This window comes from Sanguibacter suarezii NBRC 16159, from assembly GCF_001552735.1.
In the GTDB taxonomy this organism is placed as follows: Bacteria; Actinomycetota; Actinomycetes; order Actinomycetales; family Cellulomonadaceae; genus Sanguibacter; species Sanguibacter suarezii.
Genome location: NZ_BCRT01000010.1, coordinates 121,825 through 145,928 on the forward strand (window position 1 = coordinate 121,825; position 24,104 = coordinate 145,928).

General features: G+C 70.2%; 27 protein-coding genes. 20 read left to right on the forward strand and 7 right to left on the reverse strand.

Going from position 1 to position 24,104, the window contains the following annotated elements; all coding sequences use genetic code 11:
• Positions 1-40: 40 nt before the first annotated feature.
• Positions 41-487, reverse strand: coding sequence for a pilus assembly protein CpaE (locus SS2_RS05200; protein ID WP_066461771.1), 447 nt, complete (start codon positions 485-487; stop codon positions 41-43).
• Positions 488-592: 105 nt separating this feature from the next.
• Between SS2_RS05200 and SS2_RS05205 the strand changes: the two genes are divergently transcribed.
• The 3 genes from SS2_RS05205 (at position 593) to SS2_RS05215 (ending at position 2,419) form a co-directional block, all read left to right on the forward strand.
• Positions 593-961, forward strand: a complete 369-nt coding sequence (locus SS2_RS05205) for a PadR family transcriptional regulator (protein WP_066461775.1) — start codon at positions 593-595, stop codon at positions 959-961.
• Complete coding sequence (locus SS2_RS05210; RefSeq protein WP_066461777.1) at positions 958-1,680, forward strand: hypothetical protein; 723 nt, start codon at positions 958-960, stop codon at positions 1,678-1,680. The genes SS2_RS05205 and SS2_RS05210 overlap by 4 nt, the downstream gene beginning before the upstream one ends.
• A gap of 97 nt (positions 1,681-1,777) precedes the next feature.
• A complete protein-coding gene (locus SS2_RS05215; protein WP_066461779.1) occupies positions 1,778-2,419 on the forward strand; it encodes a CYTH domain-containing protein in 642 nt (213 codons plus the stop codon).
• A gap of 60 nt (positions 2,420-2,479) precedes the next feature.
• Here the strand turns inward: SS2_RS05215 and SS2_RS05220 are convergent, their stop codons facing one another.
• The gene (locus tag SS2_RS05220) at positions 2,480-2,995 is read right to left on the reverse strand and encodes a MarR family winged helix-turn-helix transcriptional regulator (protein ID WP_066461784.1); all 516 of its coding nucleotides are present in this window, start codon (positions 2,993-2,995) and stop codon (positions 2,480-2,482) included.
• Between the two features lie 90 nt (positions 2,996-3,085).
• Between SS2_RS05220 and idi the strand changes: the two genes are divergently transcribed.
• The 13 genes from idi to SS2_RS05285 all read left to right on the forward strand — a co-directional run bounded on the left by idi (position 3,086) and on the right by SS2_RS05285 (position 13,365).
• Positions 3,086-3,673, forward strand: coding sequence for an isopentenyl-diphosphate Delta-isomerase (gene idi, locus SS2_RS05225; RefSeq protein ID WP_066461786.1), 588 nt, complete (start codon positions 3,086-3,088; stop codon positions 3,671-3,673).
• Positions 3,670-4,755 carry a polyprenyl synthetase family protein gene (locus SS2_RS05230; RefSeq protein ID WP_066461787.1) on the forward strand — a complete coding sequence of 362 codons (1,086 nt, stop codon included), beginning with the start codon at positions 3,670-3,672 and terminating at the stop codon, positions 4,753-4,755. The genes idi and SS2_RS05230 overlap by 4 nt, the downstream gene beginning before the upstream one ends.
• Positions 4,752-5,645 carry a phytoene/squalene synthase family protein gene (locus tag SS2_RS05235; RefSeq protein WP_066462419.1) on the forward strand — a complete coding sequence of 298 codons (894 nt, stop codon included), beginning with the start codon at positions 4,752-4,754 and terminating at the stop codon, positions 5,643-5,645. The genes SS2_RS05230 and SS2_RS05235 overlap by 4 nt, the downstream gene beginning before the upstream one ends.
• A complete protein-coding gene (gene crtI / locus SS2_RS05240; protein ID WP_066461788.1) occupies positions 5,642-7,231 on the forward strand; it encodes a phytoene desaturase family protein in 1,590 nt (529 codons plus the stop codon). The genes SS2_RS05235 and crtI overlap by 4 nt, the downstream gene beginning before the upstream one ends.
• Positions 7,228-7,590: a lycopene cyclase domain-containing protein gene (locus SS2_RS05245; protein ID WP_066461789.1), complete on the forward strand. Its 363-nt coding sequence runs from the start codon at positions 7,228-7,230 to the stop codon at positions 7,588-7,590. Before crtI ends, SS2_RS05245 begins: the two co-directional genes overlap by 4 nt.
• Entirely contained in the window at positions 7,587-7,916 is a 330-nt protein-coding gene (locus tag SS2_RS05250; RefSeq protein WP_066461790.1) for a lycopene cyclase domain-containing protein, read from the forward strand. Before SS2_RS05245 ends, SS2_RS05250 begins: the two co-directional genes overlap by 4 nt.
• Positions 7,916-8,833 carry a prenyltransferase gene (locus SS2_RS05255; protein WP_066461792.1) on the forward strand — a complete coding sequence of 306 codons (918 nt, stop codon included), beginning with the start codon at positions 7,916-7,918 and terminating at the stop codon, positions 8,831-8,833. The genes SS2_RS05250 and SS2_RS05255 overlap by 1 nt, the downstream gene beginning before the upstream one ends.
• A gap of 9 nt (positions 8,834-8,842) precedes the next feature.
• Entirely contained in the window at positions 8,843-9,463 is a 621-nt protein-coding gene (locus SS2_RS05260; protein ID WP_066461794.1) for a trimeric intracellular cation channel family protein, read from the forward strand.
• Positions 9,464-9,487: 24 nt separating this feature from the next.
• Positions 9,488-10,291 carry an ABC transporter permease gene (locus SS2_RS05265; RefSeq protein ID WP_066461796.1) on the forward strand — a complete coding sequence of 268 codons (804 nt, stop codon included), beginning with the start codon at positions 9,488-9,490 and terminating at the stop codon, positions 10,289-10,291.
• Positions 10,284-11,093: an ABC transporter permease gene (locus SS2_RS05270; protein ID WP_066462421.1), complete on the forward strand. Its 810-nt coding sequence runs from the start codon at positions 10,284-10,286 to the stop codon at positions 11,091-11,093. Before SS2_RS05265 ends, SS2_RS05270 begins: the two co-directional genes overlap by 8 nt.
• Positions 11,090-12,061, forward strand: a complete 972-nt coding sequence (locus tag SS2_RS05275) for an ABC transporter ATP-binding protein (protein ID WP_066461798.1) — start codon at positions 11,090-11,092, stop codon at positions 12,059-12,061. The genes SS2_RS05270 and SS2_RS05275 overlap by 4 nt, the downstream gene beginning before the upstream one ends.
• Before the next feature lie 39 nt (positions 12,062-12,100).
• Complete coding sequence (locus tag SS2_RS05280; RefSeq protein ID WP_066461800.1) at positions 12,101-12,709, forward strand: thymidine kinase; 609 nt, start codon at positions 12,101-12,103, stop codon at positions 12,707-12,709.
• A gap of 131 nt (positions 12,710-12,840) precedes the next feature.
• Positions 12,841-13,365 (forward strand): flavodoxin domain-containing protein, encoded by a 525-nt coding sequence (locus tag SS2_RS05285; protein ID WP_066461802.1) that lies wholly within the window; start codon positions 12,841-12,843, stop codon positions 13,363-13,365.
• A gap of 19 nt (positions 13,366-13,384) precedes the next feature.
• Here SS2_RS05285 and SS2_RS05290 read toward each other — a convergent pair whose 3' ends face one another.
• Entirely contained in the window at positions 13,385-14,029 is a 645-nt protein-coding gene (locus tag SS2_RS05290; protein WP_066461804.1) for an NAD(P)-dependent oxidoreductase, read from the reverse strand.
• Between the two features lie 129 nt (positions 14,030-14,158).
• Between SS2_RS05290 and SS2_RS05295 the strand changes: the two genes are divergently transcribed.
• Positions 14,159-14,524 carry a winged helix-turn-helix transcriptional regulator gene (locus SS2_RS05295; protein ID WP_066461805.1) on the forward strand — a complete coding sequence of 122 codons (366 nt, stop codon included), beginning with the start codon at positions 14,159-14,161 and terminating at the stop codon, positions 14,522-14,524.
• A 35-nt stretch (positions 14,525-14,559) separates the two neighbouring features.
• On the opposite strand, the gene SS2_RS05300 is transcribed toward SS2_RS05295, so the two are convergent.
• From SS2_RS05300 to SS2_RS05310, 3 genes are all read right to left on the reverse strand, one after another.
• Positions 14,560-15,597, reverse strand: coding sequence for an aldo/keto reductase (locus tag SS2_RS05300; protein ID WP_066461806.1), 1,038 nt, complete (start codon positions 15,595-15,597; stop codon positions 14,560-14,562).
• Positions 15,598-15,733: 136 nt separating this feature from the next.
• Positions 15,734-17,254 (reverse strand): malate:quinone oxidoreductase, encoded by a 1,521-nt coding sequence (locus SS2_RS05305; protein WP_066461807.1) that lies wholly within the window; start codon positions 17,252-17,254, stop codon positions 15,734-15,736.
• Positions 17,255-17,361: 107 nt separating this feature from the next.
• A complete protein-coding gene (locus SS2_RS05310; RefSeq protein WP_066461810.1) occupies positions 17,362-18,975 on the reverse strand; it encodes a CotH kinase family protein in 1,614 nt (537 codons plus the stop codon).
• 234 nt (positions 18,976-19,209) lie between these two features.
• Between SS2_RS05310 and SS2_RS05315 the strand changes: the two genes are divergently transcribed.
• On the forward strand, positions 19,210-19,875 hold the full coding sequence (locus tag SS2_RS05315) for a DUF4956 domain-containing protein (protein ID WP_066461811.1): 666 nt from the start codon (positions 19,210-19,212) through the stop codon (positions 19,873-19,875).
• Between the two features lie 20 nt (positions 19,876-19,895).
• Entirely contained in the window at positions 19,896-20,717 is an 822-nt protein-coding gene (locus tag SS2_RS05320) for a polyphosphate polymerase domain-containing protein (protein ID WP_245643361.1), read from the forward strand.
• A gap of 18 nt (positions 20,718-20,735) precedes the next feature.
• Here SS2_RS05320 and SS2_RS05325 read toward each other — a convergent pair whose 3' ends face one another.
• Positions 20,736-23,234: an ATP-dependent DNA ligase gene (locus SS2_RS05325; RefSeq protein ID WP_066461815.1), complete on the reverse strand. Its 2,499-nt coding sequence runs from the start codon at positions 23,232-23,234 to the stop codon at positions 20,736-20,738.
• 68 nt (positions 23,235-23,302) lie between these two features.
• Here SS2_RS05325 and ku point away from each other — a divergent pair, with 68 nt between their 5' ends.
• Positions 23,303-24,103 (forward strand): non-homologous end joining protein Ku, encoded by an 801-nt coding sequence (gene ku / locus SS2_RS05330; protein WP_066461818.1) that lies wholly within the window; start codon positions 23,303-23,305, stop codon positions 24,101-24,103.
• Position 24,104: the final 1 nt, after the last annotated feature.

Genomic DNA, 24,104 nt, shown 5'->3' on the forward strand with positions numbered 1-24,104 from the left:
CCAGCACTCTACGACGTCGCGTCGTGGCGATCCTCGCTGGTCAGACCCCAGCCGAGGCTGTGATCAGCGCGAGCAGCGCCTGGGCGTAGGCGTCTGCGGGCTCGTGGTCGGTGAACTCCTTCGGGTGGTCCTCCAGGAGGATCTCCACGCAGAACTGCGGCTCCGCCGTCGCCCAGGTGTCGGCGCTGCGACGCGCTTCCAGACGACGCAGCGTGCGGAAGGTGCCGCCAAGCAGCGTGCGCAGCTGGGCCTCGGAGGGCAACCACAGCGTCTGGTCGATGCTCACCGAGTCCAGCGCCCACTCGGTCGTGCCGTTGAACCGCAGGATCGTCTCGTCGGGGTAGGTGTGCACCTCGATGGTCACGTCGCTGACCGTGAAGACCACGTCCTCGAGCTCTTCGGCCTGGATCGAGAACCGGTCCCCGGCAGCCGGGTGCCAGGTGAGCCCGCTGAGGGCCAGTGCGCGGGCGAGGTCGTGAGAGATCATGCCACCAGTCTCGGTCGAGGAGGGCGAGTGCGCACACGGGGAGGGGTGGAAGACTTGCAGGAGAGTTACATAGACAGCCTGTCTAGTTAGGCGTACTGTCTAGCCATGGAACACCCCGTGAACGACCCTGGATGGCCAGGAGAGTGGTTACGAGGAGTGCTCGGCATCTGCGTCCTGGGCATCCTGCAGTCAGGACCCACCTATGGCTATGCCATTGCCGCAGCGCTGGCCGAAGGAGGCCTCGGCACCATCAAGGGCGGGACCCTCTACCCCCTGCTCGGCAGGTTGGAAGAGGCGGGGCTGGTGACCGTCGAGTGGCGCGCAGGTGATGGCGGACCGGGACGGAAGTACTTCTCCCTCACCCCGGCCGGCACCGCCGAGCTCGCACGCCAGGCTGCGCACTGGCAGGCCTTCACCGAGGTCACCCGGTCCTTCGTTGATTCGCACACCCACCCGGAAGAGAGCCCGTCATGACCATCTCTAGCCTGACGAAGAAGTGGCGGGACGCCTTCATCATGGAGTTGCGCCTGCGCGGGGCGACCGGGGCGCAGATCGGCGACGAGCTGGCGCTCGTAGAGTCGCACTGCCTCGACGCGGGCACGCAGGCCCAGGAGGCGTTCGGTGACCCGGTCGACTATGCGCGGTCGGTGGTCGTGTCGGCGACCGGTGGATCGCGCCAGGTCGCCGCCAGCTATGGGCGTGCGCTCGTCGCGCGGACCATCGCTCAGACGGTCGGTCTCATGACGGTGCTCAATGTCGTCCCGGCGGTGCGGAAGGGCGGCGAGGTCTCGTTCACGCTGGTCGACGTCGTGCTCGTGCTCATCCTCGCGACCTTCGTCGTTGTCCTGGTGGCCAAGAGTGAGGCGGTGATGCGTTACGTCGTCACGGGCTCGATCCTCGTGGTGGGCTTGAGTGCCGCCGTGCTCGTCGGACTGCTGGTGCTTGTCGGGTTCATCCCCGCGATCTTCTCTGTCGCGGTCCCGACGGGGCCTGCGGCCGCCGCCGGCATCGCGCTGCTCGTCGTGCCCTCGCTGTTCGGGTGGCCACCGGCCGTCGACGACGCCATCGTCGAGCCGCTGGCGCAGGAGCAGGGGCATGGGACAACCACGCGGAGCGCCTCGGCGGCGTTGCTGCGCTGGTTCGTCCCGGCCGCCGGGCTCGTCATGTGCGCGGTCCGGTGGTGGGTGCCCTAGGGCCCGGCGCCTCCGCAGCCCCGTCGGCGCAACCGCGGAAAATGGTAGGTTGCAAGCAGAGGCGACCTCGGCTGACGACCTGAAGGGGCGATGACCAGTGAGCGACTCCGGGTATGGCGACTTCGAGTTCGAACGACGCTTCGTCGTCGATGCTCTCCCCGCGGCTGCGCTCACCGAGCCGGACCCCATGTTCATCATCCAGAGCTACTACCTCGCCGCCGAGGGGTATGCGATGCGGCTGCGGGTGCAGTCGAGCAGCATCCTGCTGCCGCTGGACGGGACCGAGGACGAGCTCGAGATCATGTCCGACCTCGCCTCGGAGTTCGAGTTCTGCGCCATGACCGTCAAGGGCCCCATGAACGGCGGCACCCGGTACGAGGCCGAACGCGAGATCGACGTGAACGTCGGTCTGCAGATGATCCGCCTCGGTGGTCAGCGCGTCATCAAGAACCGGTACTCGATGTGGCTGGACGGCGACGGCTGGGTGGTCGACGTCTTCGGCGGGGCCAACCGCCCGCTGATCATCGCCGAGTGCGAGCGAGGTGGTCCGGTGACGGACCTGACCATCCCCACCTTCTGCGTCACCGAGGTCACCGACGACCGCCGGTTCTCCAACGAGTCGCTCTCCCAGGAGCCCTTCGGTCGCTGGGCCGAGGACTACGCCGCCGAGCTGGCCGCTCAGGGCCCGCGCTTCCTGCAGGGCTTCGGCCACAACACGATGGGCACCGAGGCCCCGTAGCCCACGCCTGCACGCCTTCGTCCGGGCACCCGAACTCCAGGCACGAGAGCGGGACGGCGCCTACGGGCGTGGATCGGGGCCGCTCTCGGAATCCAGGAGCGTTGCCATCCGCAGCAGGAAGTCGGCCACGGCGGGGCGCGACGCGGCGGGGACGCCCACTGCGACCTCCCGCATCGCTGCGTGCATGCGCTTGAGCCGTCCACGGATCTCGTCGTGCGCATGATCGGTGGCGGTGATGACCAGCGCCCGGCGGTCGCTCGGGTGCGGGTGGCGTTCCAGGTGCCCGGACGCGGTCAGCCGGTCGAGGAGCTTGGTCGTCGAGGCGGTCGAGATCCCCAGCGCGGTGCTCAGGTCACGAGGCGTGACCAGGCGCTTGCTCTGCTCCGCGGCGATGACGATCTGCAGCGCCTGCAGATCGGTCTCGTTCATGTCCATGTCGGCGCTCATCCGGCGTCGCATCTCCTGGTCGCTGCGCCGGAACCGTCTCAGCGCGTGCAGAATCTGTACAACTGAGTCATTGTCGGCGTACCAGTAGTTCTCATGTTCGCCGCTCTCCGCGATGCTGTCCACGCACATATGCTACCTTGACTATTAACTAGCCTGTCTAGCAACCTTGAATCGTCGACGCGGGACACGACCGACCCCGCAGATACCAGGAGGTCACCGATGACACACACGAGCGGTCCTCCGCCCACTCCCGCAGCCCCGCGCCCAGCAGACGACGACCACGTCGTCCTCCTGGACCCGGCCGGCTCCCCGATAGGCACCGCGCCACGAGCGAGCGTGCACTCGACCACCACGCCCCTGCACCTGGCGTTCTCCTGCTACCTGCTGCGCAGCACCGGAGAGGTGCTCGTCACCCGGCGCGCGCTGAGCAAGCGCACCTGGCCGGGAGTGTGGACCAACTCCTTCTGCGGCCACCCCCGCAGCGGCGAGACCCTGCCCGAGGCCGTCGCCCGCCATGCCCAGCACGAGCTGGGCATCACCGTCCACGACGTCGAGCTGGTGCTGCCGGACTTCCGGTACCGCGCGGTGGACGCCTCGGGCGTCGTGGAGAACGAGATGTGCCCCGTCCTCATCGCCACCACGGACGACGACGCGGTCCCCAACCCGGATGAGGTCATGGACCTCGTGTGGGTCGACCCCGAGGCCCTCGGCCGGTCCATCACCGCGACCCCGTGGGCCTTCAGCCCGTGGATGGTTCTCCAGCTCGAGCAGCTCGGCAGGATCGAGCTGCCCGGCGGTGTCTCATGACCAGCCAGATCACGCCGCAGCGGGTGCAGCAGACCTATGCCCAGCCCTACGCGGTGATGGTCGACGCGATCCTCGACGACTTCTTTCGTCGAGCGATCGACCGGTCCAGCTCCTACGGCGCTGACTACACCGAGCTGTGGGCCAGCCTGCAGCGCGCCTCGCAGGGCGGCAAGCGATTCCGCCCTGCCCTGCTGACCGGCATCTACCAGCACCTCGGCGGTACCGACGAGACGCTGGCCTGCACGGTCGCGGCGGCCGTGGAGCTGCTGCACACCGCCTTCGTCGTGCACGACGACGTCATCGACCACGACGAGCTGCGCCGGGGCCGCCTCAACGTGACCGGGACCTTCGCCCAGAGCGTGCGCACCGCCGGTGGTGACCCGGACCGGGCCGCGACCCTCGGCGCGGCCGCCGGTATCCTCGCCGGCGACCTGGCGCTGACCGGCGCCCACCGCCTCGTCGCGTCCAGCACCGCCGCGCCCACCACCCGCGAGGAGCTGCTGAGCCTGCTCGACCACGCAATCTATGTCACCGCGGCCGGGGAGCTGAGCGACGTCCGCAACTCCCTCGGCCCGGTGTCCGCCTCCCTCACCGAGGTGATCGACATGGCGGCGAACAAGACCGCCGTCTACTCCTTCGAGCTCCCCCTGCAGGCAGGCGCGGTGCTCGCCGGGGCCAGCCGGGAGACCGTCGAAGGGCTCGGCCGCGTCGGACGTCTGGTGGGCACCGCCTTCCAGCTCCAGGACGACCTCGACGGGGTCTTCGGCGATGAGGCGGTGACCGGCAAGAACGCCCTCACAGACCTGCGCGAGGGCAAGGTCACGCCCTTGGTGGTGCACGCCAGTGGTACCAGCCAGTGGCCCTTCGTCCGCCGTCACCTGGGGGACGCCGAGCTCACCCTCGATCAGCTCTACGCGGTGCGCGCCGCGCTGGAGTCCTCCGGCTCGCGTGCGTTCATCGCCGGCCTCGCGGCCGAGCACCTGGGCTCCGCACGCCGTCTGGCCTCCCAGATCGACCTGCCCGCCGGGGCAGACACCTGGTTGAGGTCGGCCTTCGGCGATCTCATGTGGAGGTCGGCATGAAGCGCCTGTCCGCCCGCATCCCTGCCGTGACGCTCACGCCGGTCAGCGACCCCCGCTACGACGCCGTCGCCCAGTCCAGCGCCGCCGCGGTGATCAGCGGTTATTCCACCTCCTTCGGATGGACCTGCCGGCTGCTCGGACGGCCCGTCCGCGGCCACGTCCGCAACATCTACGCCCTTGTCCGGCTCGCCGACGAGATCGTCGACGGCCCCGTGAGCTCTCACGACCCCGCTCGCGGTCGTGAGCTGCTCGACGAGCTCGAGCGCGAGACCGCCCACGCCGTCGCCTGGGGGTTCAGCACGAACCTCGTGGTGCACGCCTACGCGATCACCGCTCGCCGCTTCGAGCTGCGTCCCGAGCTCATGGAGGCGTTCTTCGCCTCGATGCGGATGGACCTGGATACCTCGACCCACACCCCGGACTCCTTCGCTGACTACGTCTACGGGTCAGCGGAGGCGGTGGGCCTGGCCTGCCTGCAGGTGTTCCTCGGCGCCGCCGGGAGAACCGACTACGACGTGCTCGCCCCCGGTGCACGCAGCCTGGGCGCGGCCTTCCAGAAGATCAACTTCCTGCGGGACCTCGCCGCCGACCGTGACGTGCTGGGCCGGGCGTACTTCCCCGGGATCGACCCCGCCCGCCTGACCACCGCTCAGCGCGACGTGATCGTGGCTGACATCCGCACCGACCTGGCCGCGGCCCGTGAGGCCCTCGTCCAGCTGCCATCCAACAGCCGGACCGCTGTGACCGCGGCCCACGGACTCTTCGCCGAGCTCACCGATCGGATCGCGGACACCCCGACCGACCAGCTGCTGCGCTCGCGGATCCGGGTCCCTGGACAGGTCAAGGCCCGCATCCTGGCCCGCGCCCTGACCACGGGAGGCCGCTCATGAGCCGCGTCGTCGTCATCGGAGGCGGGATCGCCGGGCTCGCGACCGCGGCGCTGCTCGCCCGCGACGGGCACAGCGTCGACCTGGTGGAGAAGAACGCCGAGCTCGGCGGCCGCGCCGGGTCGTGGGAACGTGACGGCTTCCGCTTCGACACCGGGCCGTCGTGGTACCTCATGCCTGAGGTGTTCGACCACTTCTTCCGGCTCCTGGGCACCACCGCCGAGGCCGAGCTCGACCTCACGCTGCTCGATCCCGGCTACCGGGTCTTCGTCGAGGACGGCTCCGCCCCGCTCGACATCTCAGCCGACCTCGAGAAGAACGTCACTACCTTCGAGGGCGTCGAGGCGGGGGCGGGGGAGCGCCTGCGCGCCTACCTCACCTCGGCGCGGACCACCTACGACCTCGCCAAGGACCGTTTCCTCTACTCCACCTTCCAGTCCTTGCGTCCGCTCGTCCAGGCCGACGTCCTGCGCCGCGCGGGGACGCTCGTCTCCCTGCTGGCGCGCCCGCTCGACCGGTACGTCGCGCGGTCCTTCACCCACCCGACGCTGCGCCAGGTGCTCGGCTACCCGGCGGTCTTCCTCGGCTCCTCCCCGGACCGCGCGCCGAGCATGTACCACCTCATGAGCCACCTCGACCTGGCCGACGGCGTGCTGTACCCGATGGGCGGGTTCACCACGATCATCGCTGCCATCGAACGGCTCGCCCAGGCCGGCGGCGTACGCATCCACACCGACTCGGCCGTGACCGAGATCCGCACCGGACCGGTCGGTCGCCGGCCGGGAGGGCGCCCCGGTCGCCGCCCGCGCGCGGCCGTGCGCGGCGTCGTCGTGCGGGCGGGTGACGGGACGCAGCGCGTCCTGGACGCCGACGTCGTCGTCTCTGCCGCGGACCTGCACCACACCGAGACCACGCTGCTGCCCGAGGCGCTGCAGACCTACCCCCAGCGCTGGTGGGACCAGCGTGACCCCGGCCCCGGTGCGGTCCTGATCGAGCTCGGTGTCCAGGGCAGTCTGCCCGAGCTGGTCCACCACTCGCTGCTGTTCGCGAGCGACTGGCAGGCCAACTTCGACGCGATCTTCGGCGACTCCCCGCACGTCCCAGAGCCGGCCTCGATCTACGTCTGCAAGCCGTCGCAGACCGATCCGAGCGTGGCTCCGGCCGGGACGGAGAACCTCTTCGTCCTCGTCCCGGTGCCCGCTGACCCGACGATCGGACGCGGTGGCCTGGACGGCGCCGGCGACCCGACCGTGGAGAAGGCAGCCGATGCCGCGATCGCCCAGATCGCCTCCTGGGCAGGCATCCCCGACCTCGCCGAACGGATCCTCGTGCGGCGCACCGTGGGCCCCGGCGACTTCGTGGCCGACGTCAACGCCTGGTCCGGGGGAGCGCTCGGCCCCGCGCACACCTGGCGCCAGAGCGCCTTCCTGCGCGGACGCAACGCCTCCTCACGGGTGGACGGACTGCTCTACGCCGGCGCCAGCACCATCCCCGGGATCGGTCTGCCCATGTGCCTCATCAGCGCCGAGCTGGTGGTCAAGCGGCTGCGCTCGGACACGACGACCACCCCCATGGCGGAGCCGCTGTGACCGGCTGGGAGTACCTCGGCGCACTCCTCGTGTCCTTCGCGGCGATGCTCGCCGTCGACCACCGGTGGAAGGTCTTCTGGTGGGCCGACCGGCGTCGCGCCGTGATCGTCATGGCGGCAGGCATCGGGCTCTTCCTCGTCTGGGACGCTGCCGGGATCCTCACCGGCTCCTTCGAGCGCGGAGAGAGCGCCGGGATGACCGGGATCGAGCTGGCACCGGACTTCCCGCTCGAGGAGCTCGTCTTCATCACCTTCCTGTGCCACCTCACGATGGTGCTGTTCGGCCTCGCCGGGCGTCTGCTCGGTGCCAGGCACCCGGCCGCGCACGGGCGCCACGCCGACCACGAGGAGGTGCGATGAGCTACGGTCAGCTCAATCTCATCATGGTCGTCCTCGTCGCCGTCGTCGCAGGGGTCCTGGCCTACCGGGCCCGGGTGGGTGCACGCTGGTGGGGGCAGGTCGCCATCGCCTGGGCCGTGCTCACGGTGCTGACGATCGTCTTCGACTCGATCATGATCGCAGCGGACCTGTTCCGGTTCGACGAGGACAAGCTCACCGGCGTGACCGTGTGGCTGGCCCCCGTCGAAGACCTCGCCTGGCCGCTCGCCGCAGCGCTGCTGCTGCCCGCGGTCTGGGCGTGGCAGCATGCGAGGACCACCAGCCGCACCCCGCTCGAGAGGCAGTGATGAGCCAGACGACCCAGACGACCCAGACCCGCCCGGCCGGCGCGCTGCGCTCGGTCCTCGCCTCGTCGCGGCCGATCAGCTGGATCAACACCGCCTACCCCTTCGCCGCCGCCTACCTCATGAGCGGTGGGCAGGTGGGGGTGACCTTCGTGGTCCTCACGGTGTTCTTCCTCGTGCCCTACAACCTCCTCATGTACGGCATCAACGACGTCTTCGACTACGAGTCAGACCTGCGCAACCCGCGCAAGGGCGGGGTTGAGGGGGTGGTGCTCGACCGTGGCCTGCACCGCCTCACGCTGTGGTCGGCGGTGCTGAGCACGGTGCCGTTCCTCGTCGTCGCCGTCGTGATCGCCGTGACCTCGCCCGACGTCGACGCGCGCGCCTGCCTGGCGGCGATGGCCGTGAGCATCGCGGCCGTGGTGGCCTACTCCGCGCCCGGGCTCCGGTTCAAGGAGCGCCCGGTCCTGGACTCGATCACGTCCAGCACGCACTTCGTCAGCCCGGCCGTCGTCGGGCTCGCCTACGCCGGGGCAAGCCCGAGCGCAGCGGTCTGGGCCGCCCTGGCGGCCTTCTTCGGCTGGGGGATGGCCTCACAGGCCTTCGGCGCCGTCCAAGACATCGAAGCCGACCGCGCCGGGGGGATCGCCTCCGTCGCAACCGTCTTCGGAGCGGCCCGGACCGTGCGCCTGGCCATGGCCTGCTACCTCGCCTCCGCGCTGCTCATGCTCGGCGCAGGCTGGCCGGGAGCGCTCGCGGCCGTGGTCCCGCTCGCCTACCTGGTCAACATCGCCGGCTACCGCTCGCTCGCCGACGCCGATTGCGAACGGTCCAACGCCGGATGGCGACGGTTCCTGTGGCTGAACATCGTCGCCGGCTTCCTCATCACCCAGTTGCTCATCTGGATCGCGCTCCGGTAAACATCTCTCATGCTCCCCGCGACCACCGCGCTCCTCATCCTCGAGCTCGCCGGGGTCCTGGCCTTTGCCATCAACGGGGCGATGACCGCGATCCGCACCGCCCACCTGGACATCGTGGGCATCATCACCCTCGGCATGATCACGGCCCTGGGCGGCGGGTTCATCCGCGACATCCTGCTCGACGACCTGCCACCGGTGACCTTCCTGGACTGGCGGTTCCTGGGCACCGCGGCCCTCGGCGGGCTCATCGCCTTCCTGCTCAGCAAACGCCTGGACCGTCTCATCCGCCCCATCAACGTGCTCGACGCCGCAGGCCTGGGCCTGTTCGCCGTCACCGGGACGCTCAAGGGCTTCGAGTTCGGGCTCGGGGTGACGCAGTCGGTCATCATCGGCGGGATCACCGCCGTGGGCGGCGGGACGCTGCGGGACGTGCTCCTGCGAGAGATCCCCGCGATCCTGCACAGCGGGCTCTACCTCATCCCCGCGCTCGTGGCCGCCTCCCTCACGGCGCTCGTGGTGACCGCCGACCTGAGGCTCGTGCCCTGGACCGTGGTGGCTGCCGCAATCTGCTTCGCGATCCGGATGGTCGGCGTGCGCTACGACCTCAACGCACCTCGACCGCGGCTGTGAGGTCTGCGATATATTCATCGCTCCATGCACCCCCTCCGAACGTTCGCCGTCTTCACAGCGCTGGGTTTCCGGCGGTTCTCGGCGTACCGTCTGGCCACTGCGGCGGGGGCATTCACCAACACCGTCTTCGGGCTGATCAAGGCGTCCATCACGGTCGGGGTGATCGGCGCTGCCGGTGGTGAGCTTGCGGGCTACGACGCCCTCACCGGCGCTACCTATGCCTGGCTGACGCAAGCCATCATCGCGCCCGTCCAGATCTTCGCCTGGGACGAGCTCGCCCAGCGGATCCGGACCGGGGACATCGCGGTCGACCTCGCACGACCCGTCGACCTGCAGATGACCTACCTCGCTGGCGATCTCGGTCGAGCGGCGTTCCAGGTGCTGCCCCGCGGGTTGCCGCCCCTGGTCGCCGGCGCCCTCGTGACCGGCCTCGCCCTGCCGCACACAGCGCTGCCCTACCTGCTCGGAGCGCTGGCCCTGCTGCTCGGCGTCGTGGTCTCGTTCCTGTGCCGGTGGCTCGTCAACATCGCGGCCTTCTGGCTCGTCGAGCTCAGAGGGCTGATGACGCTCTACGTCGTGTCGGTCGGCGCCTTCAGCGGCGTGCTCATCCCGGTCCACTGGTTCCCCTCCTGGCTGGCCTCCGTCGCGGCAGCCTCACCGTTCCCGTCCATGGTGCAGACCCCGGTCGACCTCCTCATGGGTCGCGTGGAGGGCGCGCCGGCCCTGCGGCTGCTGGCGGTCCAGGTGCTCTGGGTCCTCATGATCGGCGTCGCCGGACGCGTGGCGCTGAGGCGTGGTGTGCGCACGGTGGTGGTTCAAGGTGGCTGACCCACGCGTCCTTGCGCCCTACCGGGCCCTTCTCGCCTCACGGCTGCAGTCCCAGCTCGCCTACCGCAGGTCCTTTGCCCTCGACGTCTTCGGTGCGGTGGGTATCGGGCTGCTGGAGTTCGCAGAGGTTTACGTCATCTTCGCGAACATCTCCATTCTCGGTGGTCTCGACTTTGCGGGAGTGGCGCTCTTGTTCGCCCTGGCGAACATCGCCTTCTCCCTCGCGGACATGACCGTGGGCCACCTCGACGCGCTGCCCACCTATATCCGCACCGGCCTGCTCGACGCCTTCTTGCTGCGCCCGCTCTCGGTGCTGGGCCAGCTGGTGACGAGCGACGTCCAGCTGCGCCGGCTCGGGCGGACTGCGGTCGCCGTCGTGATCCTCGCCGTCGCGCTGCCGGCGAGCGACATCGACTGGCGTGCCGAGACGGTCTATCTGCTGATTCTCACACCGATCGCAGGGGCCGCGATCTTCGCGGCGCTCTTCGTGCTCGCCGCAGCCGCGCAGTTCTGGCTGGTCGACGGCGCAGAGCTCACCAGCGCCTTCACCTACGGTGGCAGCTACGCCGCCTCCTACCCGACATCGATCTTCACGATGCCGGTACGGGTGCTCTTCACCTTCGTCATCCCGGCAGCGTTCACCGCCTACCTACCCACCCTCCTCATCCTGGGGATCCCCGGGCCTCCCGACACCCCGGTCTGGCTCGGCTGGTTGACCCCGGTTGCCGCGGCCGTGGCCTGGGTGGTCGCGCTGCTCGCCTGGCGGTTGGGTCTACGGCACTACACAGGAACAGGATCATGACGGAGCAGCCCATCATCGAGGCCGAGGGCCTGTGCCGGGACTTCACCGTGCGCACCCCGCTCGGCCGGTTCCGTCGTGCCAAGCGGACCGTGCACGCCGTCGCCGACCTCACCTTCTCCGTGGCACACGGAGCAGCGGTTGGCTACATCGGTGCCAATGGCGCCGGCAAGTCGACGACCATCAAGATGCTCACCGGGATACTCGTGCCCACCGCGGGCACCGTGCGTACCTGTGGGCTGGAACCGCACCGGCGTCGCAAGGAGCTGGCCCGCCAGATCGGTGTTGTCTTCGGCCAACGCTCACAGCTGTGGTGGGACCTTCCGCTGCGCGAGTCCTACCGGGCGCTGGCCGCCGTGCACGACCTCGATCCGGCTCGCGCGCGTGCCCGCCTCGGTGAGCTCGTCGACCGTCTCGACCTCGCGTCATTCCTCGACACGCCCGTGCGCCAGCTGTCCTTGGGGCAGCGCATCCGTGGGGAGATTGCCGCAGCCCTGCTGCACTCGCCGCGGCTGCTCGTCCTCGACGAGCCGACCATCGGCCTGGACGTGCTGAGCAAGGAACGGCTCCGGGTGTTCCTGGTCGAGGAGCGCGCCGCGCACGGCACCTCACTCTTGCTCACCACCCACGACATGGATGACGTCCAGCGCCTGACCGAGCGCGTCCTCGTCGTGGACAAGGGCCGGATGGCCTTCGACGGCACGCTGACCGGCCTCGTGGACGTGGTCGGTGCCCAGCGAGTGATGGTCGTCGACCTCGTCGAGGCCTGCCCCGGCCTGGACCAGGTCGCCGGGACCGAGCTCGTCGGAGTGGAGGCTGGGGGCCTGCGTCAGCGCCTCGCCTTCACCCCCGGCCGCACGACGGCCGCGCAGGTGTTGGCGGCGGTGGCCGAGCGCGCGGTGGTCCGTGACCTCGCGATCGAGGAACCAGACATCGAGGACGTCGTCCGCAAGCTCTACCTGGCCCGATAGGCGGTCCGGGCGGGTCGTCGGATCAAGGACAATGGACCCATGGCGAAGCTGTATTTCCGGTACGGGGCGATGAACAGCGGCAAGAGCACGGCTCTGCTGCAGGCCGCCCACAACTATGAGGAGCGCGGGCACCAGGTGCTCCTCGCCAAGCCCGGCATCGACACCAAGGCCGGGCGCGCCATCCATTCCCGCCTGGGCGTGGACCGTGGGGTGGATGTCGTCATCGGAGAGGGCGACGACGTCTACCTGCTCATCCAGCGCCAGCGTGACGAGGTGCAGAGCCGGACCGGGGTGGACGTCAGCTGCGTGCTCATCGACGAGTCGCAGTTTCTCTCCGCCCAGCAGGTCAACGAGCTGCTGCGGGTCGCGACCCTCGACCAGATCCCCGTCATCTGCTACGGCATCCGCACAGATTTCCTCACCGCCGCCTTCCCGGGCAGCCGGCGCCTGCTGGAGATCGCCCACAGCCTCGAAGAGCTCAAGACCATCTGCCGCTGCGGGCGCAAAGCCATCTTCAACGCTCGTTCGGTGGACGGGGCGTTCGTCTTCGACGGTGACCAGGTCGCGATCGACGGTGCCCAGGTGAGCTACGAGTCGTTGTGCGCAGGCTGCTACCTGCGCGAGAGCGGGGGAGAGCTCGCCCACTAGGTCGGCGGGCGCCGCACCCCCGGCGCCGCCCGGCGAGCGACGGCAGGGCCTTTGGTCCCGCGTCTGGGCGGTCTGGACGGTTGATCCTGGAAGGAGCGACTCATGGTCGAGTCGTCCGACGAGGAGGAACCATGAAGGTCAGCGTGGCTGTCGCGAGCAAGCACGGCTCGACGCAGGAGATCGGCGAGGCCATCGCGGCCGAGCTCGCAGCCCAGGGGCACGAGCCCCGGCTGCATGACATGGCGACCGCGAGCATCCTCGACCTGGACGACTCCGAGGCGATCATCATGGGCAGCGCCGTGTACTTCGGCAAGTGGATGATGGCGGCCTCGGTCTTCGCCCAGGACATCAGCGCGCGGGTCGAAGGTCGCCCCGTGTGGCTGTTCTCGACCGGCCCGGTCGGCACCCCGCTCAAGCCGGCTGACGCCCAGAACGAGATCGATGTCGACGAGCAGATCAGGATGACCGGAGCCTCCGAGCACAAGGTGTTCGCCGGCCGGGTCGACAAGAACCAGCTCCGCCTGGGCGAACGGTCGGTCGTGCTCGCCCTGCGAGTCCAGGACGGCGACTACCGCGACTGGGACGAGGTCCGGGACTGGGCTCGGTCGATCGCCGGTGAGCTCACGGCCCAGGAGCAGCGTCAGCCGGTCGGCTGACAGCCGCGCCGGGCGTGGGTCAGTAGGCGACGGTGAAGCGCTGACGACGGTGCGCGGGCTGCTCGATCTCGTCGACGAAGGCCTGCGCGAAGTCGGCGCCGGAGATGGTGGAGGACCCCGTCTCGTCAACGAGCAGCACGTCACCGCCCAGACGGAAGGTGCCGGTGTGCTCGCCCGCGGCCCAGGGCCCGAAGTCGCCAGCTGGGCTGACGTAGAACCAGTCCAGCGCCTCGTCGGAGGCGCGCAGGTCCTCGAGCACGGCTGCCATCTCGGCCGCTTCGCCCTTGAAGGCGTCGGGGAAGTCGTCCGCTGCGGCGACCGCAGGTCCTCCGGGGGCGACCAGCAAGGAACCGGCACCGCCCACCACGCCTAGCCGTGCACCAGCAGCCTGGACCGCGGCGCTGAGCTTCTGCACCACCGAGCCGATCGTGCCTTCGAGCGCACCACGCGGGGACAAGGCCTCCACGACCACGTCGGCACCGGCGACGGCCTGGTCCACGACGCCCGGGTCGAGCACGTCACCGGTGACGTAGGTGACGCCGCTGACCTTCTCCTGCGGTGCGTTCCGCGAGATCGACGTCACCTCGTGCCCGCGCGAGGCTGCCTCGCGGACGATGTTCCCTCCGGCGTACCCGGTTCCTCCGAGGACGGTGATGCGTGCCATGACTGCTCCTTGGGTGTCGGGGCTTCCAGGTGAAGCCACTGACACTTACTGTAGGAGAGCAACGGAGTCTTGGGGAGTAGGCACTTTCCAGTAACTGACTACCGCCGAGGTGCCTGAGGAGACAGTGCGATGACCGAGCCACAGTGGGACCCGTACAACCGGGACTGCCCGACGCGCCAGATGCTTGACCGCATCGGGGACCGGTGGACGGTCCTCATCGTCGGGACGCTCGCGGACGGCCCGCTGCGCTTCGGTGAGATCGCACGCAGGATCGACGGCATCTCCCAGAAGATGCTCACCCAGACCCTGCGCGGCCTGGAGCGCGACGGCCTGGTCGAGCGCACCCTCTACCCGCAGGTCCCCCCGCGAGTGGAGTACGAGCTCACCGACGCCGGGCACACCCTGCGCGAGCCGCTCAAGGCCCTGGAGGAGTGGGCGGCAGCGCACATGGCGACCGTCATCGCGGCGCGCAGCGAGTACGACCAGGCCGTCTGAGTACTCCGGGGACTACCAAAAACTGCTGGCAGGGACTACCAGCGGGCGTGGACGTGCGGGCGGACCGACGCGTCGTAGATCTCCGCGAACCGCGCGCTCTGCTCCTTCGTCAACGGTGCCAGGTCCGCCGCCGCCGCGTTCGAGCGAGCCTGGGCGGCCGTGCGTGCGCCCGGGATGACGGTCGTGACACCGGGCTGGTCGAGGATCCAGCGCAGCGCGAGCTGGGAGGTGGTGACGGGGGAGCCGTCGCGGTCCAGCGCGCCGTCGGGCACGAGGGCTGAGATCTCGCGCGCTGCGGCCACGCCGACGTCGAAGGGGACGCCGGCGAAGGTCTCGCCGACGTCGAAGGCCTCACCGTTGCGGTTGAAGGTGCGGTGGTCGTTCGCAGCGAAGGTGGTGTGCTCGTCGTAGCGCCCGGACAGCAGGCCGCTGGCCAGCGGGACCCGGGCGATGATCGCGACCCCGGCGGCGACCGCGGCCGGGAGGACCTCGTCGAGCGGCTTGCGCCGGAAGGCGTTGAGGATGATCTGCACGCTGGCCACACCTGGGCGGGCGATGGCCGTCAGGGCTTCCTCGCAGGTCTCCACCGAGACGCCGTAGGCGCTGATCCGGCCTTCGGAGACGAGGGTGTCCAGCGCGTCGTAGGTGGCGTCGGCCGCGAACACCTCGGTGGGCGGGCAGTGCAGCTGGACCAGGTCGAGGGTGTCCACGCCGAGGTTGGTGCGCGAGCGGTCGGTCCATGCCCGGAAGGCGTCGAGGGTGTAGGCGCCCGCGACGTGCGGGTCAGCGCGGCGACCCATCTTCGTGGCGACGTGGATGGCCTCGGGGCGAGCCTCCGCCTCCCCGTCGCTGGCGGCGCGGGCGGCGAGGAAGGACCCGATGATCCGCTCGCTGCGGCCGTCACCGTAGACGTCAGCGGTGTCGAAGAAGGTCACGCCGGCGTCGGCGGCGGCGGCGAGGACGCCGTGGGCGCTCTCCTCGCTGACCTCACCCCAGTCCGCGCCGAGCTGCCAGCAGCCGAGGCTGACGGGGGAGACGGAGAAGGGCAGGCGGGGCGCTGTGCGGGGGGTCATGGGGTCAGCCTAGGCCGTGGGCGCACCGGTGCCACGCAGGGTGGCGCGTCGCGTCGCGGTGCGTCGCAGAGGGACGGCCCGGTCGCGCTGGTGAGCGCGGCCGGGCCGTCGTCGTGCGGGTGGTGCAGCGCCGGGGTCAGGCGCTGTGCACCTCGGCGTCGTCCGCCTGGAGCTGGGCGAACTCCTCGGCGGTGTCCCACTCGCTGGCGCCCAGGCTGGGCATCATCGTGGCGAGACGGGGACGCCAGCCGGCGAAACGGTCGGGGAAGCAGCGCTCGAGCAGGTCGACCATGGCCGGGACGGCGGTCGAGGCGCCGGGGGAGGCGCCGAGCAGACCAGCGATGCTGCCGTCGGCGGAGGTCACCAGCTCGGTGCCGAACTCCAGCACGCCGCGCTTGACCGGGTGGCTCTTCATCACCTGGACGCGCTGACCTGCAGTGATCATCTCCCAGTCCTTGGGGTCCGCGGTCGGCATGAAGTCGCGCAGGGTGCGGAACTTCTTCCACGGGGACTTGGTGACCTCGCTGATGAGGTACCGGGTCAGGTCCCAGTTGTCCTTGGCCACGGTGAGCATCGTGATGATGTTGCTCGGGCGGATGGACGTGAAGAGGTCGAGCAGCGAGCCGCGCTTGAGGAACTTCGTGGAGAAGCCGGCGTACGGGCCGAAGAGCAGCGAGGTCTCGCCGTCGACCACGCGGGTGTCCAGGTGCGGGACGGACATGGGCGGGGAGCCGACGTCGGCCTTGCCGTAGACCTTCGCCTGGTGCTGGGCGACGATCTCCGGGTTGGTGGTCTTGAGGAACTGACCGCTGATCGGGAAGCCGCCGTACCCCTTGATCTCGGGGATGCCAGCCTTCTGCAGCAGCGGCAGCGCGCCGCCGCCGGCGCCGATGAACACGAAGCGGGCGTCGAGGACGTGGTGGCGCTCGGTGGCGTTCCAGCTCGTGTCGGCGATCTTGAGGCGCCAGGTGCCGTCCGCGCGCTGCTTGAGCGAACGGACCTCGTGCTGCAGGTGCAGCTCGGCGCCGGAGGTGACGAGGTAGTCCGTGAGCTTGCGGGTCAGCGAGCCGAAGTCGACGTCGGTGCCCGCGGTCGCGCGGGTCGCGGCGATCGGCTCGTCGCCGGTGCGCTCGGCGAGCAGCAGCGGGGCCCACTCGCCGATGACGGCGGGGTCGGAGGAGAACTCCAGGTCGCTGAACAGCGGGTGCGCCGTGAGCGCGGCGTGGCGGCGGCGCAGGTAGTCGACGTTGTCGGCGCCGCGCACGAAGGTCATGTGCGGGGTGGAGGAGATGAAGCCGGCCGGCTCGGGCAGCAGATCGGCGGTGATCAGGTGCTGCCAGAACTCCCGGGAGATCTGGAACTGCTCGTTGATGGCCACAGCCTTGGTGATGTCGATGCTGCCATCAGGCTTCTGCGGCGTGTAGTTCAGCTCGCACAGCGCGGCGTGACCGGTGCCGGCGTTGTTCCACGCGTTCGAGCTCTCCTGGGCGACGGCGTCGAGCCGCTCGTAGATCCGCACGGTCCAGCTGGGCTCAAGCAGTCGGATGATGGATCCGAGGGTCGCGCTCATGATGCCGCCACCTACGAGGACGACGTCAACTGGCTTGCTGGGGTGAGATTCGCGTTCTGCCACGCGTTTGATCGTAGGACTATTCATCCCCTGACCCACCCCGGAGTGATCAATATCACGGACCCCCCCGGGGTCGACAGGGTCGGAGGTCCTAGGGATGTGACGGAGTCCTGTGAAGGGCCCCGCGGGCTGTCCTAGGAGGTGAAGGCGGACCGCAGCGTGGCCGCCTCGCTCTCCACGGTCGAGGCGTCGACGAGGTCGCCCGCCTGGTCGGTGAGGACGTCTGCCCAGGTAGAGACGATCTCGTCTGCTGTCCCGCTGGTGTAGAGCGCCTCGGTGAGGTCGGCGAGAGCCTGGTCGTAGAGCGCGGTGAACTCCTCGGTGGCGAGGAAGCGGGAGGACAGGACGTTGCTGCCGCCCATGGACCCGCCCCGTCCGCCTTGCCCGTCTTGGGCGCCTTGGGTGTCGCCGGGGCGCGTTCCGGTGGGTGGCGTCGTCCCCTCGGGAAGCTCTGCCCCGTCGGGAAGCTCCATCCCCTCCGGCGGCTCCCCGCCGGGGAAGCCGCCAGGCTCGACCCCGTCGGGAAGCTCGACCCCGTCAGGACGCTCCGTCCCGTCAGGACGCTCCGTCCCGTCAGGGAGCTCCGCGCCGTCGGGCAGCTCAGGCCGCTCGCCGCCCGTTCCGCCGCCGCCCATTCCCGCTCCTCCCGGCGACTGACCGAAGGCGAGGTTGAGGTCCCAGTTGACGACGGTGAAGGTCTCGGACTCGGTGTCGTAGCGCAGGTAGGAGTTGTTGCCCGGGCCGTCGATGTCGTCGAAGTTCTGCACGAGGTCCTGCATCGCGAGGTAGCTCGCGAAGGCCTCGACGTCGAGGTGGTCGGACAGCTCGGCGGCGAAGGTCGCGTCGTCGGACTCGTTGATGAACTGCAAGAACTCGATGAGCGGCTCGAGGTTCTCCACGTCGCCGGTCTCCTGGTCGAAGACGTCGACGTAGGACTCGGGGTCGTCTCCGCGGTAGGAGTAGTCACCCTCGGACTCGGCCTTGTACAGGATCCCGTCGGTCCCGAACTCCGCCTCCTCCCAGGCGTCGTCGGGGTTCTCGATGGTCAGGCGCAAGGTCTCGGCGCTGCCGTTGACCGAGAACCGGGTGGCGATCGCCTGCTGCGTGGCCAGGCCCGCGCGGTCGAAGAGCTCCAGGGCCACGGCTTCGTTGAGCGAGGTCTGGGTGCTCGAGGACCGCACGACGAAGTCGGTGGACCCGTCCAGCTCCTGGCCGTCGACGAACTTGTCGAGGCGGATGAGCCAGGGCAGGTCCTGCGGCTCGGACTCGGTCGTGCTGACCGAGCGCAGCGAGGAGTTGCCCTTGAGGCGCAGCCCGACGTCGGTGAAGGTGGTTCCGTCGATGGTCACGGTCGCGTGGATCCAGTCCTTCTCGTCGGTGGAGACGAAGGTCTCGAGCATGGCGGCGTACTCCGCCTCGTCGACCTCGACGGCGATGGTGTGCACCGAGGAAGAGTCCCAGACGGTGCCGTTCGCCGCGTCGGTCGAGCGCACGGAGGAGTCGGCCCACCGGCTGCTCGTGGACGTCTCCGCGGCGGACTCGACGGTCGTGGAGCCGGTGCTCGTGGAGCAGGCGGCGAGCGAGCCGACGGCCAGCGTGGCCCCGACGACCGTGGCGGTCAGGGCGAACCAGCGCCGCGGGGCGCGGGTACGGCGAGGTGCGCGCAGGTCTGCGCTCGGTGCGGTCAGGTGGGTGGGCGCGAGGGAGGTGTCAGGGTCGGTGGGCTGGGCAGGATCGTGCGAGTGCATGGTGCTCCTTGGGGTGGGGTCGATGACGACCTCAAGGACACCTCGTAGGCCTTGACGTGGGGTATGTCGTCCCTGTGAATGCGCTATGACTGCGCGGTGCCGTCCTGCTGCGCGGTGCTGCGGTCATCCCTCCGCCCGCCTGGTGTTCTTGGCCGCCGCCTACGTCCTTCACAGGGAAGGCATAGACGGCCGTCCTAGAACTGGAGCCTCTGTTCCAGCGTTCAAGGAGTGCCCGTGCCGAACCTGTGGATCGTCCTCGCCGATCTCATCGCCATCCTGACCCTGACCTATGCCGTCTACTTCCGGCGCCACCGCCGCAGAGAGATGCTGCTCGCCTACATCGGCCTCAACGTCGGGGTGCTGGCTGTCACCACCGTGCTGGCGACCTCGACCGTCGGTGCGGGCCTGGGGCTGGGGCTCTTCGGCGTGCTGTCCATCATCCGGCTGCGGTCCTCGGAGCTGGCTCAGGAGGAGGTCGCGTACTACTTCGCGGCGCTGGCCCTGGGGCTCATCGCCGGGCTGCAGCCCGACCCGGCCTGGATCGCCCCGGTCTTCAGCGCCGCTCTCGTGCTCGTGATGGTCCTGGTCGACTCCAACCCCGTGCACGCCCGCTACCGCCGCCAGGTCATCACTCTCGACGCCGTCTACCCGGACGAGGTCCAGCTGACCGCCCGGCTGGAGGAGCTGCTGGGCGCGCGGGTACGCACCGTCATCGTCCAGGAGATCGACCTGGTCCGGGACATGCAGCGGGTCGACGTCCGCTACGAGCTCCTGCCCGACGCCGCAGCCGGCGCCGCCCCCGACCGTGGGCAGGCGAGTGGGGCCGCACGAGCGCGCCTGGTGACCGCGGCTCCCGCCGCGTCCCACGACGTGCCGGCCGGCGTCGGGCAGCTCCAGTGACGGCCCCAGTGACGACCTCAGTGACTGCTCCCGTGAAGCCCGCGGCGCTGGCCGACGCCGTCGTGGCGGCATTCGCGCCCGTCTCCCTGGAGGAGATCCAGGACCGGGCGGACCTGCAGACGCGGGTGGACCGCAAGTACGTCGTGCCGACCGACCTGGTCGTCGAGCTGCTCACCGCCCACCCGCACCTGGGGGTGCTGGAGATCGACGGGCTGCGACGCTTCGGCTACGAGTCGGTCTACTTCGACACCCCGGACCTCGTCTCCTATCGCGGCGCGGCACACGGCCGGCGCCGCCGTTTCAAGGTCCGCACCCGGACGTACACCGACGCCGGCGACTGCGTCTTCGAGGTGAAGGTCAAGGGCGGGCGTGGGGAGACCGTCAAGGAACGGCTGCCCTACGGCCTCGCCGACGCCGCGACCATCACACCGCAGGCTGCGGCCTTCGCCGGGACCGTCCTGCACGACACCCTGCCCGACGCCGCGGGCCTGGTCGATGGGTTGCGCCCCACGATGATCACCGCCTACGACCGGACCACCTTCGTGGACCACGTCGCAGGCACGCGCCTCACCTGCGACACCTCGCTGCGGTGCGCACCCGCCCGCGACCAGGTCACAGACCCCGGCGGCGAGGTCGTCGCAGGCGGCGAGCGCGTCGAGCTGGCGGACTGCGTGCTGCTCGAGTCGAAGTCGCCTGGGGCGGTCACGGCCATCGACCGGTGGCTGTGGGCGCGCGGCCACCGACCCGACCGGATCAGCAAGTACTGCGTGGGGCTGGCAGCCCTCGACCCCGCCCTGCCCGCCAACAGGTGGCACCGCACCCTGGTGCGGTACTTCTCCTGAGGGGGTGGGCTGGTCCGCTCACTGCGGCGCCTCCACCTCCGCGGGCGTCTTGTCCGGCCGCCAGCCCAACCAGACCGGGTGCCTCAGCCGCCCCACGCTGGTCCACCCCGCACAGCTCACCTCGCCGACGCGCTCGGGTTCCACCCAGTGCGCGTCGAGGCGGTCGGCCTCGGGGACGTCGTCGACAGCTGGGCCCTCGCGTGCGAGCAGGTCCAGCTCCGCGCGCAGGCGCGTCAGGCTCTTGTCCGTGAAGCCCGTCCCGACGCGACCGGCGTAGCGCAACTGCCCGCTCGGGCCGCCGTCGGCCGGTACGGCGACCAGCAGCGAGCCCAGGGTGTCCGCGCGGGCGCCGTTCCCGGTGCGCCAGCCCACGACCACCACCTCTTGGGTGCGCACGTGCTTGACCTTGATCCACGCCGGCGACCGCCGCCCAGGCTGATACGTGCTCGACCGCCGCTTGGCGACGACGCCCTCCAGCCCCAGCGTGAGGCTCGCGTCGATCGCGGCGCGGGCATCCCCCTGGAAGGCCGGCGGCAGGTGGATTCGCCCGCCCTCGTCGAGCACGGCGTCGAGGGCGGCGCGCCGGGCGTCGTAACCGAGAGTCGTCATCCGCCGTGAGCCGCGGTGCAGCAGGTCGAAGACCATGAAGTCGACCCCCTGCTCCGCGCGGGCCGCGGCGACGTCTGACCCGCGGGTGAGGTTCATCCGGTTCTGCAGCAACCCGAAGTCCGGGCGCCCCGACCGGTTGAAGGCCACGATCTCACCGTCGAGCAGCACGTCCTCGTGCACGCACCCGGCCAGCTCGGCGAGCTCGGGGTACGTCGCGGTGAGGTCCACGCCGTTGCGGCTGACCAGCTGCACCTGGCCTCCGCCCACGCTGGCCAGCGCGCGGATGCCGTCCCACTTCATCTCGAAGGCCCAGTCCTCCTCGTCGAGGTGGTCGAGCTCGGTGAGCGTCCCCGGTGTGGCGAGCATCGGCTTGAGGGAGAGCGCCGAAGGGGGCGGGACCGCGCGCCGCTCCGCCGCCCGCGCAGCCTGACCGGTGGCGCTGGCGCTGGCGCTGGTGCCGGGAGCCTGTCCGCGCTCGACCATCCGGTGGATCAACCAGGAGTTCTCCGCGCCGTCGCGCGAGCTGCGGCCGGTATGGATGAGCGCCAGCCGCCGGCTCCCGCGGTCCACCCCGCCGGCGCCGGAGCTGTGCAGCACCGCGATGATCTCCTCGCCCTCGCGCCACTTCTCCGCCTCGTAGGTCCCGGCGTCCCAGATGGTCACCGTGCCGCCGCCGTACTCCCCGCTCGGGATGGTGCCGGCGAAGTTCGCGTACTCCAGGGGGTGGTCCTCGGTCTGCACCGCGAGATGGTTGGTCGAGGGGTCTGTGGGCTCGCCCTTGGGCAGAGCCCAGCTCACCAGCACCCCGTCGCGTTCGAGCCGGAAGTCGTAGTGGTGCCTGCGGGCATGGTGGTCCTGGATGACGAAGATGGGCTGCTGCGGGCCGCCCGGGTCGTCGGCCTCGACGGCGGCGGGCACCGGCTCCGGCGTCTTGGACGGGTCGCGCCGCGACCGGTACACCGCGAGCCGGTCCGGGCCCGCCTCGAAGGTGGACATCCGCTGCGGCGTCGGCTCGAGCGCGCCCCGGCCGCCGGTCAGCAGGTCGGCCAGCAGGTCGCCGTCGCGCACCAGGCGCTCGGCCACCTCGCCGGCCTCCAGGTGCCGCAGCGCGGGGTCGTCGAGCTCGGCCCAGCTCCGCGGGGCCGCGACCGTGGGCCGTGCGCGCCCGCGCAGCGAGTACGGTGCGATCGTCGTCTTGTTCCGGTTGTTCTGCGACCAGTCCACCAGGACCTTGCCGGTGCGCAGCGACTTCTTCATGTCCGAGACCACCAGGTCCCGGTGGTCGGCCTCCAGCGCGCGGGCCAGCTCGTGCGCGACGGCGCTGACCGCCTCCGAGCTCTGCGTCCCGTCGAGCGTGGCGTAGAGGTGGATCCCCTTGGACCCGCTGGTGACAGGGAAGACGTCCAGACCCATCCCGGCCAGGATGTCCCGGGACCACCGCGCCACCTGCGCGCACTCGACCAGCCCCACCCCGGGCCCGGGGTCGAGGTCGAGGACCATCCGGTCCGGGTGGTGCTCCGCCCCGGTCCGCCCGAACCGCCACTGCGGCACGTGGATCTCCAGCGCCCCGATCTGCCCCAGCCAGGTCAACGTGGCCAGGTCGTCGACGAGGGGATAGGCGTTCGTGTGGTCGGAGTGCTCGATCTCACGCCTGTGCACCCACGCCGGCGCGGAGTCCTCGAGGTTCTTCTGGAAGAAGACCGGGCCGTCCGTCCCGTGCACCCAGCGCTTGCGGGTCGCGGGGCGGTGCGCCGCGTGCGCCACGAAGGGCTCGGCGACCGCCGCGTAGTACGCCAGCACCTCAGCCTTGGTGGTGCCGGCCTCGGGATAGAGGACCTTCCCCAGGTTGGTCAGTGTGAGGCGGTGACCGTCGATCGTCACCACGTCGCGGCCGCCATCGGTGGGCATGGGTACCTCCTTCAGGTCCCATCATGGCGGGAGGTGCGAAGCGCGGCATCCGCGGCGATGATGGGCACATGCGTGCCATCTGGAAAGGTGCAGTGACCTTCGGCCTGGTCAACGTCCCGGTCAAGCTCTACAGCGCGACCGAGGACCACGACGTCGGCCTGCACCAGGTCCACGACAAGGACGGCGGGCGCATCCGGTACCAGCGCCGCTGCGAGGTGTGCGGGGAAGTCATCGACTACTCCCACATCGACAAGGCCTACGACGACGGCGAGCGCACCGTGGTGCTCACCGCCGAGGACCTCGCCTCCCTGCCGGTCGAGCGCAGCCGGGAGATCGACGTCGTGGAGTTCGTCCCGCGCGAGCAGATCGACCCGATCATGTACGAGAGCGCCTACTACCTCGAGCCGGACTCCTCCTCCACGAAGTCCTACGCGCTGCTCGTGCGGACCCTCGAGGCCAGCGACCGGGTGGCGGTGGTCAACTTCTCCCTGCGCCAGCGCTCGCGGCTGGGGGTGCTGCGGGTGCGGGGTGACGTGCTGACCCTGCAGGGGCTGCGATGGGGCGACGAGGTGCGCGAGCCGGCCTTCCCGGCGCTGGAGAAGAAGGCCACGATCAGCGACCGCGAGCTGAAGATGGCCGGCGCGCTCGTCCAGAGCTTCGAGAGCGACTTCGAGCCGGAGAAGTTCACCGACGAGTACCAGGCCCAGCTCACCGTGCTCATCGAGGCCAAGCTCAAGGAGGGGGACGCGCTGGACACCGCGGCAACCTTCGGAGAGCAGCCTGAGGACACGCGCGGCGAGGACGCGGAGGTCGTCGACCTCATGGAGGTGCTGCGACGCAGCGTCGAGAAGTCACGGCGTCGCGCGTAGG